The organism is Pseudomonas koreensis, assembly GCF_012986595.1.
Taxonomy (GTDB): Bacteria; Pseudomonadota; Gammaproteobacteria; order Pseudomonadales; family Pseudomonadaceae; genus Aquipseudomonas; species Aquipseudomonas koreensis.
Map to the genome: position 1 here is coordinate 393,500 of NZ_JAAQYM010000001.1, position 12,413 is coordinate 405,912.

The 12,413-nt window shown below is 60.2% G+C and carries 12 protein-coding genes; 4 read left to right on the plus strand and 8 right to left on the minus strand.

Translation table 11 applies throughout. The features are described 5' to 3' along the window. Positions 1 to 76 precede the first annotated feature (76 nt). The 4 genes from HBN98_RS01865 to rpoE all read right to left on the minus strand — a co-directional run bounded on the left by HBN98_RS01865 (position 77) and on the right by rpoE (position 3,888). On the minus strand, positions 77 to 1,507 hold the full coding sequence (locus tag HBN98_RS01865; RefSeq protein WP_064586424.1) for a DegQ family serine endoprotease: 1,431 nt from the start codon (positions 1,505 to 1,507) through the stop codon (positions 77 to 79). A gap of 210 nt (positions 1,508 to 1,717) precedes the next feature. Further along, a complete protein-coding gene (locus HBN98_RS01870; protein WP_064586423.1) occupies positions 1,718 to 2,680 on the minus strand; it encodes a MucB/RseB C-terminal domain-containing protein in 963 nt (320 codons plus the stop codon). An 8-nt stretch (positions 2,681 to 2,688) separates the two neighbouring features. After that, positions 2,689 to 3,276 carry a sigma-E factor negative regulatory protein gene (locus tag HBN98_RS01875; RefSeq protein ID WP_064586422.1) on the minus strand — a complete coding sequence of 196 codons (588 nt, stop codon included), beginning with the start codon at positions 3,274 to 3,276 and terminating at the stop codon, positions 2,689 to 2,691. Positions 3,277 to 3,306: 30 nt separating this feature from the next. Beyond that, entirely contained in the window at positions 3,307 to 3,888 is a 582-nt protein-coding gene (gene rpoE / locus HBN98_RS01880) for an RNA polymerase sigma factor RpoE/AlgU (protein ID WP_003172477.1), read from the minus strand. A gap of 558 nt (positions 3,889 to 4,446) precedes the next feature. On the opposite strand from rpoE, the gene nadB reads away from it, so the two are divergent. Then, entirely contained in the window at positions 4,447 to 6,063 is a 1,617-nt protein-coding gene (nadB, locus tag HBN98_RS01885) for an L-aspartate oxidase (RefSeq protein ID WP_064586421.1), read from the plus strand. Here the strand turns inward: nadB and HBN98_RS01890 are convergent. Continuing rightward, positions 6,032 to 6,484: a protein YgfX gene (locus tag HBN98_RS01890; RefSeq protein ID WP_083366747.1), complete on the minus strand. Its 453-nt coding sequence runs from the start codon at positions 6,482 to 6,484 to the stop codon at positions 6,032 to 6,034. The genes nadB and HBN98_RS01890 overlap by 32 nt on opposite strands. After that, positions 6,468 to 6,722, minus strand: coding sequence for an FAD assembly factor SdhE (locus HBN98_RS01895; protein ID WP_003222550.1), 255 nt, complete (start codon positions 6,720 to 6,722; stop codon positions 6,468 to 6,470). Before HBN98_RS01895 ends, HBN98_RS01890 begins: the two co-directional genes overlap by 17 nt. Before the next feature lie 149 nt (positions 6,723 to 6,871). Between HBN98_RS01895 and ygfZ the strand changes: the two genes are divergently transcribed. Together ygfZ and HBN98_RS01905 are read left to right on the plus strand one after the other, a co-directional pair. After that, positions 6,872 to 7,813: a CAF17-like 4Fe-4S cluster assembly/insertion protein YgfZ gene (gene ygfZ / locus HBN98_RS01900; protein WP_083366748.1), complete on the plus strand. Its 942-nt coding sequence runs from the start codon at positions 6,872 to 6,874 to the stop codon at positions 7,811 to 7,813. Between the two features lie 33 nt (positions 7,814 to 7,846). Then, entirely contained in the window at positions 7,847 to 8,668 is an 822-nt protein-coding gene (locus HBN98_RS01905; protein WP_064586418.1) for an HDOD domain-containing protein, read from the plus strand. Between the two features lie 150 nt (positions 8,669 to 8,818). Here the strand turns inward: HBN98_RS01905 and HBN98_RS01910 are convergent, their stop codons facing one another. Further along, the gene (locus HBN98_RS01910) at positions 8,819 to 10,204 is read right to left on the minus strand and encodes a sensor histidine kinase (protein ID WP_083366749.1); all 1,386 of its coding nucleotides are present in this window, start codon (positions 10,202 to 10,204) and stop codon (positions 8,819 to 8,821) included. Continuing rightward, a complete protein-coding gene (locus HBN98_RS01915; protein ID WP_003222545.1) occupies positions 10,197 to 10,868 on the minus strand; it encodes a response regulator in 672 nt (223 codons plus the stop codon). The genes HBN98_RS01910 and HBN98_RS01915 overlap by 8 nt, the downstream gene beginning before the upstream one ends. 236 nt (positions 10,869 to 11,104) lie before the next feature. Here HBN98_RS01915 and HBN98_RS01920 point away from each other — a divergent pair, with 236 nt between their 5' ends. Then, a complete protein-coding gene (locus HBN98_RS01920; RefSeq protein ID WP_083366750.1) occupies positions 11,105 to 12,397 on the plus strand; it encodes an OprD family porin in 1,293 nt (430 codons plus the stop codon). The last annotated feature ends 16 nt before the right edge of the window (positions 12,398 to 12,413 follow it).

Here is a 12,413-nt window from a genome sequence, read left to right on the forward strand (position 1 = left end):
TCCTCTGCGTTGCAAATGTTCCAGGCACAAAAAAACCGCCTCTTTCGAGGCGGTTTTCTATTTCACCGCAACCGGATTATTCAGCCAGTTTGAAGGTGATGAAGCTGGCCCGGCCTTGGCGCAGAACGCGCATCGACACCGAACGGTTCTTCGGCAACGCCTTGGCAATGTCGGCGAACTCCTTGGTAGAGCCGATCGCCTGATTGTTCAGGTGAGTGATCACATCACCCGGCTGCAGACCGATCAAGGCCGCAGGACCGTCCTGAACTTCCTTGATGACCACCCCGCCTTTGAGGTCGTAGGTTTTCTTCTGCTCAGCGGTCAGTTCAACCACCGAAACGCCGAGGCGGTTGCTGCTGCTTTCCGCGCCGGACTTCGGCAGTGCTGCCAGCTCTTTGTCCTCATCCGGAATCGCGCCGACAGTCAGCTCGACATTCTTGCGCTTGCCGTCACGAATCACTTCAAGGCTGGCCTTGGCACCCGCCTTCAGTGCACCCACCAGATGTGGCAGGTCGGCAGACATGACGATCGGCTGGCCGTTCATGCTCAGGATCACGTCGCCTACTTGCAGGCCGCCCTTGGCTGCCGGACCGTCATCCTGGATCTGCGCAACCAGTGCACCGGCCGGCTTATCCAGACCGAACGACTCGGCCAGATCCTTGTTCACTTCCTGAATAACGACGCCCAACCAGCCACGGCTGACCTTGCCACCGCTCTTCAGCTGATTGGAAACGTCCATCGCCACATCGATAGGGATGGCGAACGACACGCCCATGAAGCCACCGGAGCGGGTGTAGATCTGCGAGTTGATGCCGACAACTTCACCATTGAGGTTGAACAACGGGCCACCGGAGTTACCCGGGTTGATCGGCACGTCGGTCTGGATGAAGGGAACGTAGTTTTCGTTCGGCAGGCTCCGGCCGACGGCGCTGACAATGCCTTGGGTCACGGTGTGGTCAAAGCCGAATGGCGAACCGATCGCCACGACCCACTGACCGGCCTTCAGGTCTTGGGACTTGCCGAGCTTGAGCACCGGCAGATCCTTGCCATCGATTTTCAGCAGGGCCACGTCGGAACGTGGATCGGTGCCGATCAACTTGGCTTTCATTTCACTGCGATCAGCCAGGCGCACGAGGATTTCGTCGGCGTCGGCAATCACATGGTTGTTGGTCAGGATGTAGCCATCGGCAGAGATGATGAAGCCCGAACCCAGCGATTGCGCTTCACGTTGACGATCACCGCGCGGCGAACGCTGCTGAGGCGGCATGCCGCGCTCGAAGAACTCGCGCAACATCGGCGGCAAGCCTTCCAGATCAGGCATCTGCTGGTTCACTTTGCGATCCGGCAGTTTCTGCGTGGTACTGATGTTCACCACTGCCGGCGAGGCCTGTTCAACCAGTTGGGTGAAATCCGGCAGGTCAGCCGCCTGGGCAGCAGGGACAGCCTGACCTAGCACCAGCACGGTGGCAAAGATGGAGAGATAAGACTTCAAGCTAAGTATCGACATACAGCTCCCGTTACGACGAGCAGGGTTAAGCGATATGGAGCAAGGAACACCGGGAACCGCAGGCCGGTATTTTTGTTCCGGGAACAACATACAAGGCCAGAGCCGTGAGGCTCTGACCTATAAAAAACTTTTGGGTGATTTGCAAATGAAAATGCTGAGCAAACATTTCATCTACGACTCGACGAAGAGGTGGAAGTGACTGAAATCAGCTCACTGCTTGCTGGTTGCAGCGCCATCGTTGCGCATCGACAAAGCAATCCGTTCGGCAGTGCCGATTGGAATTTCGCCGACCACCGTCACCATCATCTCGCCCTCAGGCGTCGTCAGGCGGCGGGACACAGCGACCGTAGGGCCCAACTGCGTGCGGGTATCGGTCACTGTTGCACCGTTGAGTGGTTCGAGGAACACCGAGAATCGCGCCAGCCCGTCGTCGTACATCAGGCTGTTGACTTGGGTTTTGGTTTCCGGGTCTTTGTGCGAGGTGCTGCTGGTCAGTTCGAAGCCTGGCGGTAGCCAGTCGGAATGCCAGAGCTGAGCAGTTTTCACCGCTGAAGCCTTGTCGCTGTCGAGCTTGATTGCCTTGCACTCGGCGCCGGCTTGCAGATCCTTGTCCGATGGAACTTCGGCGGTATCAAGGCTGGTGAACTGGAAACGTTCGAGCAACTGCCCCTTGTCATTGAGCAGCAATGACTTGAGCGGCAGGCCCGTCTGTTTGTCCAGATGCAGTTCAAAGCCATAGCGATGCTGGTCTCGCGGCGTCAGCGATACGATCACCGCATCCCGCCCGGCCACGCGCGACTTGCCGATGACAGCAAGGTCATACCAGTTTTTCAGCTTTTGAGGATCAAGCGCACGAGCGGTCGAGTTGGGAGAGTCTCCCAAACCCGCAATCAGGGTGCCGCTGACGCATTGAGTATGCCCATCAATGCGCACGACTTCCTGTGCAGAGCCGTCGAGCTGAACCAGCCGCTCGCGGACCTGACCATTCTGGACACGATGCCAGATGTTATGGGTAGAAAAACTACCGTTACGCTCGTAGACGAAGGTGCCCTGGAAGCTTTGCTGCTGCTCGGCCTGGCCCAGACGGGTCAACCAGTCCTGGGCCTCGTCGGCGTGCGCTGGAACAACAAACCAGCCACTGAGCAGAAGCGAAAGTAGAGGTATGGCGCGCATGATCCTCCTTAACGGTTTTCCATGCTTGCTGCACGCGCATAAGGCAAGGCGCTTTCAGTACCTTTCAACGCAGCCTGTTGGGCATGCTGGCGCAGGTAGCCTGGCAGACGCTGATCATGCCAGCCTGGCTGACCTTGCAGAACGCCATTGGCCATTGGGCCTGTGGTTTCCGAGCTTTCCTTATAGCCTGCCAGCACTGCCGGGCCTTTGGCTTGCGGAGCTACCAGCGAAGGCTGATTGGACTGCTGAGCCAGCTCCACACCCGCGATTTCGTCCTGGTTGTACAGGCGAACACCGGCCAATACGGCAACGGTCACCGAAGCGGCGACGGCCAGACGACCAAGGCTGCGCCATGGGCCACGGGATACTTTGGCCGGGGCCGTTTCGTCTTCCAGCGCAGCAGAGACTGCCGCAGCGATGTCCAGACGCGGAAGCAGCAGATCCTTGTGCATGGCTGCCCGAGCGATCTGATAACGAGCCCAGGTCTCACGGGTTTCAACATCGTCCAGTGCATTGATCACTCGACGCAATTCCAGTTCGTCCGCTTCGTTATCCATCACTGCGGACAGCGATTCCTGCAGGGCTTCACGACTCATGGCGTTCCTCTCTTGGCTGTCGCCGCTGTCTCAGTTTTCCTGCAACAACGGCTGCAGGGCTTTATCGATGGCCTCCCGGGCGCGGAAAATCCGAGAGCGCACGGTACCCACCGGACACTGCATGACGCTCGCAATGTCCTCGTAACTCAGACCATCGAATTCACGTAAAGTTAACGCCGTACGCAAATCCTCTGGCAGTTGCTGAATGGTTCGATGGACGGTGCCTTCGATCTCATCCCGCAGCAATGCGCGTTCCGGTGATTCGAGATCCTTGAGGCCATGATCGCCGTCGTAGAACTCTGCATCTTCAGAACTTACATCGCTATCCGGCGGCCGGCGGCCGCGTGAAACCAGATAGTTTTTTGCCGTGTTGATGGCAATGCGGTAAAGCCACGTATAGAACGCGCTGTCTCCGCGAAAGTTTCCTAATGCTCTGTAGGCCTTGATAAAGGCTTCCTGAGCCACATCCTGGGCTTCATGGGTGTCGTGCACGAAACGCACGATCAACCCGAGAATTTTGTGCTGATATTTCAGCACCAGCAGATCGAAAGCTCGCTTGTCGCCACGCTGAACGCGCTCGACCAGCTGCTGATCCTCTTCCTGGGTTAGCATGAACACTCCTCGATAAGCATGGAGGAGGCTTGCATAACTAAACGACCAGACTTGCAAACATAGACTCGGGCTTTTCGCAAAAGTTCTCCCCCTCCAGGCAAGTTTCCTGCGGGCTCTGATTTGGCACGCACGAAAAACGCAGCGCGGGATAAACCGGCTGCGCGAATAATCTTGTCATCGGTTCGCCGGCAAAAACCCAACCGCAGGTTCTGCATTGAAGCCGACACTGTCCCGTGTTTCTGGCAACTGTCTATTGATCTTGGGCCTCTGGCAAAAGTTCCAATTATTTATAGTCATGCTGAAGCGACATTGAGCGACCATGCGTTGAAAAAGCCTGTTTCATCCTCGATACAGTCGCCTTTTCCCAAAACGACAGAAAAAAACGTCCGACGAAGCGTCAAGCAATTGTCGTCACAGTAGTTTCACAATGCCATACGAGCCCGGCTATTGTGCCGCTCCCCCCCTCTATATACTAGTGGGCTGTGTGGCTGTCTTGACTCGCCGATCCAGCGGTCATGCGCCACCCCCGATCCGGGTCGCTTTGAGCGGAATCCTGAAATGAGCCAACAGTTTCAACACGATGTTCTGGTCATTGGCAGCGGCGCTGCCGGTTTGAGTCTTGCGTTGACCCTGCCGGGTCATCTGCGCATTGCCGTATTGAGCAAAGGTGATCTGGCCAACGGCTCGACCTATTGGGCCCAGGGCGGCGTCGCTGCCGTGCTGGACGATACCGATACTGTCGAATCCCACGTCGATGACACCCTGAATGCCGGCGGCGGCCTCTGCCATGAAGACGCGGTGCGCTTCACCGTCGAGCACAGTCGCGAGGCTATTCAGTGGCTGATCGATCAAGGCGTCCCGTTCACCCGCGACGAACAGTCCGGCACCGAAGACGGTGGTTTCGAATTTCACCTCACCCGCGAAGGCGGTCACAGTCATCGGCGCATCATCCACGCCGCCGATGCCACCGGCGCGGCGATTTTCACCACCCTGCTCGCCCAGGCCAGACAACGCACCAATATAGAGTTGCTCGAACAGCGGGTCGCCGTTGATCTGATCACCGAACGGCGCCTGGGCATGGACGGCGAGCGCTGCCTCGGTGCCTACGTGCTGAATCGCGCCACCGGCGAAGTCGACACCTACGGCGCGCGCTTCGTGATCCTCGCCTCGGGCGGCGCGGCCAAGGTCTACCTTTATACCAGCAACCCTGACGGCGCCTGCGGTGACGGCATCGCCATGGCCTGGCGTTCGGGCTGCCGGGTGGCGAACCTGGAATTCAACCAGTTCCACCCCACCTGCCTGTATCACCCACAGGCCAAGAGTTTCCTGATCACCGAAGCCCTGCGCGGCGAAGGTGCACATCTGAAGCTGCCTAACGGCGAACGCTTCATGCCACGTTTCGACAAACGAGCGGAACTGGCGCCGCGCGATATCGTTGCCCGGGCCATCGACCATGAAATGAAGCGTCTGGGCGTCGACTGCGTCTATCTCGACATCAGCCACAAGCCTGAAGCGTTCATCAAAAGCCACTTCCCGACCGTTTACGAGCGCTGCCTGGGCTTCGGCATCGACATCACCAAACAGCCGATCCCGGTTGTGCCGGCGGCGCACTACACCTGTGGTGGGGTGATGGTCGACCAGCACGGTCGCACCGATGTGCCGGGGCTGTACGCGATTGGCGAAACCAGCTTCACCGGCTTGCACGGCGCCAACCGCATGGCCAGCAACTCGCTGCTCGAATGCTTTGTCTATGCGCGTTCGGCGGCGGCGGACATTCTTGCGCAACTGGACGACATCAGTGCCCCGAAAGCCCTGCCGGAGTGGGATGCCAGTCAGGTGACCGATTCCGACGAAGACGTGATCATCGCGCACAACTGGGACGAACTGCGGCGCTTCATGTGGGACTACGTGGGCATCGTGCGCACCAATAAGCGCCTGCAACGGGCGCAGCACCGGGTGCGCCTGTTGCTGGACGAGATCGACGAGTTCTACAGCAACTATAAAGTCAGCCGCGACCTGATCGAGTTACGCAATCTGGCGCAGGTCGCTGAACTGATGATCTGCTCGGCGATGGAACGCAAGGAAAGTCGCGGCCTGCATTACACCCTCGACTACCCGAACCTGCTGCCCGAGGCACTCGACACTATTCTGGTGCCGCCCACCTACGCCGGCTGAACTTGAGCCGCACCCGCAGGCGTCGGTGCACATCCGCCGCCTGCGCGTCGCGTGGTACGCAGATCGATCTGACGCGCCACTCCCCACGCAAACGAAACCGCAGCACCACGATCAGCGGCAGCGCCAGGCTGTCGGGGCGCAGTTGCGCCGCTTGCCAGCCGCCGGCCTGATTCCACAACTGCCAGCCATCGGCATCACGCCGCAAACCGCAAAATGCCTCGGGATGCGTCAACAGCACCTGCCGTGGCAACACCCAAACCCCGTGTGCCAGACAGGCAAAAGCCCCAAGCAGACTGGCCCAGAGCGGAATCGAAAGCAGAGTCAAAGCACCCAGAGCGAACGCCTGGGCCAACAGATACGCCGCCAGCAGCTGCCGTGAGGCATGCCAGCGGCATTCGAACGTGTTACTTGGGCTGAACACGGTCCAGAATCATCCGGACCATGCGCTGCAGCTCAGGGTCTTCGGATTCGCTGCGCTCCATGAACCAGCCGAACATGTCCTGATCCTCACAGGTCAGCAGACGGACATACAAATCGCGATCGACCTGGTTGAGGTGCGGATACACCTCTTTCACGAACGGCACCAGCAGCACGTCAAGTTCCAGCATGCCGCGACGGCTGTGCCAGAAGAGGCGATTGAGTTCAACTTGTTCGACCATGGAGCCCTCCTCAAATAGGCGCGCAGTATACAGCCCCGGCGCGGGTCGCACAGTCGGCTTTGGTCGGGCACCTCCGATCCTTTATCAACTACCCATTTCAACAACGCGCCCTTATGATGTGCCCCAGACTTTTTACCCTGCGATGACCCATGGCCGATTCTGCTTTTTTCTGCACCCTGTCTCATGAAGGCGTACTCGCGGTTCGCGGCGTGGATGCCGGCAAGTTCCTGCAAGGCCAATTGACCTGCAACCTCAATTACCTCAGCGACAGTCAGGCCAGCCTTGGCGCGCGCTGCACGCAAAAAGGCCGGATGCAGTCCAGCTTCCGTATTCTGCTCGACGGCGATGGCGTGCTGCTGGCGATGGCCAGCGAGTTGCTGGAGCCGCAACTGGCGGACCTGAAAAAGTACGCCGTGTTCTCCAAATCCAAATTGACCGACGAAAGCGCCGCCTGGGTGCGTTTTGGTCTGGAATATGGCGACGCGGCACTGAGCAGCCTCGGTCTGGCGTTGCCTGCACAAACCGACAGCGTGGTGCGCAGCGCCGGTCTGATCGCCCTTCGTGTCTCGCCCAATCGTGCCGAACTCTGGGTGCCGGCCGATCAGGCCGATACCCTCAAGACCCAACTGGCCGCTGCCCTGCCTGAAGGCGAGCTGAACCAATGGTTGCTGGGGCAGATCCGCGCCGGCATCGGTCAGGTCATGCCGACCACCCGCGAGCTGTTCATCCCGCAGATGCTCAACCTGCAAGCCGTCGGCGGCGTGAGTTTCAAGAAAGGCTGCTACACCGGCCAGGAAATCGTCGCGCGCATGCAGTACCTGGGCAAGCTCAAGCGGCGCCTGTATCGCGCACAACTGGATGCAGCCGAACTGCCGGAGCCGGGCACCCCGCTGTTCGCTCCAAGCCACGGCAGTGCCATCGGCGAAGTGGTGCTGGCCGCTCGCGGTGAAGAAAAAATTGAACTGCTGGCGGTGTTGCAGGCCGAAGCTGCCGAAGCGGGTGATTTGCACCTGGGCGCCCTCGAAGGGCCGGCCCTGCATTTGCTCGACTTGCCCTATGAACTGGATCGCGACCGCGAAATCCAGCGCTGACCGCAGCCTTATGCAACACCCTAGAGAATCTACATGAGCGAGCTGGCGGATAAAGTCCAACAGGATTTGGTTGAGGCCATCGATAACGATGACCTGGTTCTGCCAACGTTACCGGAAGTGGCCCTGCAAATCCGCAAGGCCGCCGAAGACCCGGAAATCAGCGTCAGCACCCTGAGCAAAGTCATCGGCCGGGACACGGCGTTATCGGCGCGCCTGATCAAAGTGGTCAACAGCCCGTTGCTGCGCGCCACCCAGGAAGTCACCGACCTGCACACCGCCATCACCCGGCTGGGCGTGAACTACAGCAGCAACCTGGCCATCGGCCTGGTGATGGAACAGATCTTCCACGCCCGCTCCGACGTGGTCGAACAGAAAATGCGTGACGTCTGGCGCAAGAGCCTGGAAATCGCCGGCGTCAGCTACGCGTTGTGCCGGCGCTACACCCAGCTCAAACCTGATCAGGCGGCTCTCGGCGGACTGGTGCATCAGATTGGCGTGCTGCCGATCCTGACCTACGCCGAAGATCATTACGAGCTGCTGTCGGACCCGGTCAGCCTCAACCATGTGATCGACCACATTCACCCGCTGCTGGGCGACAAGTTGTTGCGGGTCTGGGAATTTCCCGAGCAACTGGTGGCGTTGCCGGGGCTGTATCAGGACTTCAAGCGCGATTCACTGAAGATCGATTACGTCGATCTGGTGCAAGTGGCGAGCCTGTATTGCCACAAGGACAGCGATCATCCGTTTGCCCGGATCGATCCGTTGAGTGTCCCGGCGTTTCGCAAACTGGGGATCGACCCAGAGAACACTGCACTGTGCGCGGATCTGGAAGAATCGCGGACGATGTTTTACTGATCGTGGCGAGGGAGCTTGCTCCCGCTGGGCTGCGAAGCGGCCCCAAAACCAGGCGGCCTCCCTTCATCAGACAAACCGTGCACTCAGGATCACGACTGCTGCGCAGCCGAGCGGGAGCAAGCTCCCTCACCACAAAAACCATCTCGGCTGCTATCCGGCAATAAAACTCACCCGAACTTTCAAACCGGCCTGCTCGCCATCATGCAAGGTAATTTGCGCCAGATGCGCCCGGCAGATCTCTCCGACAATCGCCAGCCCCAGCCCGGAACCCGCGACCTGCTGGTTGCGCCGGTAGAAGCGCTCAAACACGCGGTCTCGTTCTTCCAGCGGAATCCCCGGGCCGTCATCTTCGACCTCCAGCACCGCCGGTGCTGACACCCGCAAAATCACGTTGCCGCCCGGTGGGGTATGCGCCAGGGCGTTGTCCACCAGATTGCTCAGCAGTTCGTTGAGCAAGGTCGGCTCGCCGCGCAACCACACCGGCTCATCCGCCTCCAGCGCCAGCGCGACACCGCGCGCATGGGCCAGCGGCGCCATGGCCATGCCCAGCTCACGGGCCAGTTGACTCAGATCGAGCAGTTGCGCCCCGCCCTCGGCAATCGCCCGTGCACCGTTTTCCACCCGCGCCAGCGACAGCAATTGATTGGCCAGATGGGTCAGGCGATCGGTGCTTTGCGCCGATGATTCCAGGGTTGTGCGCCAGGTTTCCGGCTCGCTGGAACGCAACCCCAGCTCGAGCCGCGCCTTCAGCGCCGCCAACGGTGTGCGCAACTCATGCGCGGCATCGGCGATGAACTGCGCCTGTCGCTCGAACTGCCCGCGCAACCGTTCGGTGAAATGATTGAGCGCCCGTACCAGCGGCCACAATTCCCGTTGCACCTCGACCAGCGGCAGCGGCCGCAAATCGTCGGGCTGACGCTCTTCCACCGCCGTGCGCAAGCGCTCCAGCGGACGCAACGCGGCACTCACCGCAAACCACACCAGCAACAGGGCGCCGATCGCCAGCATGCCCAGGCGCAACAGGGTGTCGGCCGCCAGACTGCGGGCCATGGCGACCCGCGCCTCGTCGGTTTCTGCGACACGGATTTCCGCCATGCCGTTCATGTTCGGCTCGGTCACCGCTTTGAGCAGACTGACCACGCGCACGTTCTGCCCGCGATACGTCGCGTTGTAGAAGCGCGCCAACGCCGGATAGTCATCGGTGCGTGGCGTGCCGGGTGGCGGCCCGGGCAGGTTTTCATAGCCGGAAATCAGCTTCTGATGGATGTCGTTGACCTGGTAATAAATCCGCCCGGCACTGTCGTAGGCGAAGGTGTCGAGGGCCACGTAAGGCACATCGGCGCTGAGTGTGCCGTCGCGCTGCGACAGGCCGGCGGCGATGGTCCGCGCCGAGGCCAACAGGGTGCGGTCGTAGGCGGTGTCGGCGGCTTCGCGCCCGTTCCAGTAGGCGCTCAAGCCACTGGCGAGCATCAACACCACCAGCAGCAACGCGAGGTTCCACAGCAACCGCCAGCGCAGGCTGCTGGGCTTATGCATCGCGGCTTTCCAGCAAATAACCGAGGCCGCGGAAGGTCACGATCGCCACCGGTTGGCCGTCGAGTTTCTTGCGCAGACGATGCACGTAGATTTCGATGGCGTCGGGGCTGGCTTCTTCGTCGAGACCGAACACCTGAGCGGCCAGTTGCTCCTTGCTCATCACCCGTCCCGGGCGAGCGATCAATGCTTCGAGCACCGCCTGCTCGCGCGAGGTCAAGGTGAGCAATTCTTCGCCGAGGCTGAAACGCCGGGTGTCCAGATCATAGGCCAGCACGCCGCAACGCTGCTGACGTTCGCCGCCGAGCACACTGCGCCGCAGCAGGGCTTTGACCCGGGCTTCGAGTTCGGTCAGCTCGAACGGCTTGGCCAGGTAATCGTCGGCGCCGAGATTGAGCCCGTGGACCCGATCTTTTACATCGCTGCGCGCTGTCAGCATCAGCACCGGCAGGTTTTTACCCCGCGCGCGCAGGCGCGCCAACACCTCGAAACCGTCCATGCGCGGCAGGCCGACATCGAGGATCGCCATCGCGTATTCCTCGCTGCCCAAGGCCAGGTCAGCAGCCACGCCATCGTGCAACACGTCCACGGTCAGACCGGTGCTCTTGAGCGCCTGGGCGACACTTTCGGCCAGTTGCAGATGGTCTTCGACGAGCAGAACACGCATGGATCTCTACCTCATTCAGGGATGGCCGACGCCACTCTTTGCCGCGGAGTTTACAGCCGCAACCGTCGCTGTGAAGCCCGAAAACCGCGAAATCCAGCTGAAAGGTTAGCGAAAGGTTGGGTCGTTAGAGTCCGGTCACGGACAGTTTCGACTGCCGTCGCTGCTGCCACACAGCGATACGAAAAACGCCTCGAAGCGTTTTCGACCAATAAGAACAATAAACGGAGTACACCCGCATGCCGTCCTTGCAGACCAAGGCTTCTACGCCTGTTCGTCCTTCTCGTTTGCGCCACGCCACCCTCGCCAGCACTGCGGCCCTCGCCGGCTTCTCGCCGCTGAGCCATGCCGACTTCATCGAAGACAGTTCCGCCACCTTCGAAACCCGCAATATGTACTTCAACCGCGACTTTCGCGACGGCACCAGTGCCCAGCAAAGCAAGCGCGATGAATGGGCGCAGGGTTTCATGCTCAACCTGCAGTCGGGTTACACCGACGGCACCGTCGGGTTTGGTGTCGATGCGCTGGGCATGCTCGGGGTCAAACTGGATTCGAGCCCGGACCGTACCGGCACCGGCCTGTTGCCGACCCACGATGATGGGCGCGCCGCCAACGAATATTCCAAGGTCGGCCTGACCGGGAAAATGAAAATCTCCGCCACCGAACTGAAAATCGGCAGCCTGATCCCGGAACTGCCAATCCTCAAACCGAACGACGGGCGCATTCTGCCGCAGACGTTCGAAGGCGGCTTGCTGACCTCCAAAGAGATCAAGAACCTGACCTTCACCGGTGGCCGCCTGGAGAAGGCCAAGGACCGCGACAGCACCGACTTCGAGGACATTGCCCTCAACAACAAGAACAGCCGTTTTGCCGGTACCGTCGCCGGCAAGCATTTCGACTTCGCCGGCGTGGACTACAAGTTCACCGACAAGATCACCGGCAGCTACCACTTCGCCCAACTCGATGAAGTCTACAACCAGCACTTCTTCGGCCTCGTTGCCTCGCGGCCGATGGGTCCGGGCACGTTCGCCACTGACCTGCGCTTTGCCGTCAGTGACGATCAGGGCGCAGCCCGTGGCGGCGAGATCGACAACCGCTCGCTCAACGGCCTGGTCAGCTACGCCTTGAGCGGCCACAAGTTCACGGCCGGTTACCAGCACATGTCCGGCGACAGCGCCTTCCCGTATGTCGATGGCAGCGACCCGTATCTGGTCAACTTCGTGCAGATCAACGACTTCGCTGGCGCCGAAGAACGCTCGTGGCAAGCCCGTTACGACTTTGACTTTGCGCGCCTCGGCATCCCCGGCCTGTCGTTCATGAGCCGCTACCTGAGCGGTGACAACATCAAGCTCAAGAACGGCGAAGAAGGCAAAGAGTGGGAGCGCAACACCGAGATCAAATATGTAGTACAAAGCGGCGCCTTGAAGGATGTCGCCGTGCGTTTGCGTAATGCCACTTACCGTTCCAACTACTCGGCTCGCGATGCCGATGAAGTGCGTCTGCTGGTGAGCTATAGCGTTGCCCTTTGGTAATTGATTGAAACGCCGG

Coding starts and splice junctions, on each gene's coding strand:
- ygfZ (WP_083366748.1), top strand. CDS start 6,872: ATGGCCGATTCTGCTTTTTTCTGCACCCTGTCTCATGAAGGCGTACTC.
- HBN98_RS01905 (WP_064586418.1), top strand. CDS start 7,847: ATGAGCGAGCTGGCGGATAAAGTCCAACAGGATTTGGTTGAGGCCATC.
- HBN98_RS01910 (WP_083366749.1), bottom strand. CDS start 10,204: ATGCATAAGCCCAGCAGCCTGCGCTGGCGGTTGCTGTGGAACCTCGCG.
- HBN98_RS01895 (WP_003222550.1), bottom strand. CDS start 6,722: ATGGTCGAACAAGTTGAACTCAATCGCCTCTTCTGGCACAGCCGTCGC.
- nadB (WP_064586421.1), top strand. CDS start 4,447: ATGAGCCAACAGTTTCAACACGATGTTCTGGTCATTGGCAGCGGCGCT.
- rpoE (WP_003172477.1), bottom strand. CDS start 3,888: ATGCTAACCCAGGAAGAGGATCAGCAGCTGGTCGAGCGCGTTCAGCGT.
- HBN98_RS01875 (WP_064586422.1), bottom strand. CDS start 3,276: ATGAGTCGTGAAGCCCTGCAGGAATCGCTGTCCGCAGTGATGGATAAC.
- HBN98_RS01920 (WP_083366750.1), top strand. CDS start 11,105: ATGCCGTCCTTGCAGACCAAGGCTTCTACGCCTGTTCGTCCTTCTCGT.
- HBN98_RS01870 (WP_064586423.1), bottom strand. CDS start 2,680: ATGCGCGCCATACCTCTACTTTCGCTTCTGCTCAGTGGCTGGTTTGTT.
- HBN98_RS01865 (WP_064586424.1), bottom strand. CDS start 1,507: ATGTCGATACTTAGCTTGAAGTCTTATCTCTCCATCTTTGCCACCGTG.
- HBN98_RS01915 (WP_003222545.1), bottom strand. CDS start 10,868: ATGCGTGTTCTGCTCGTCGAAGACCATCTGCAACTGGCCGAAAGTGTC.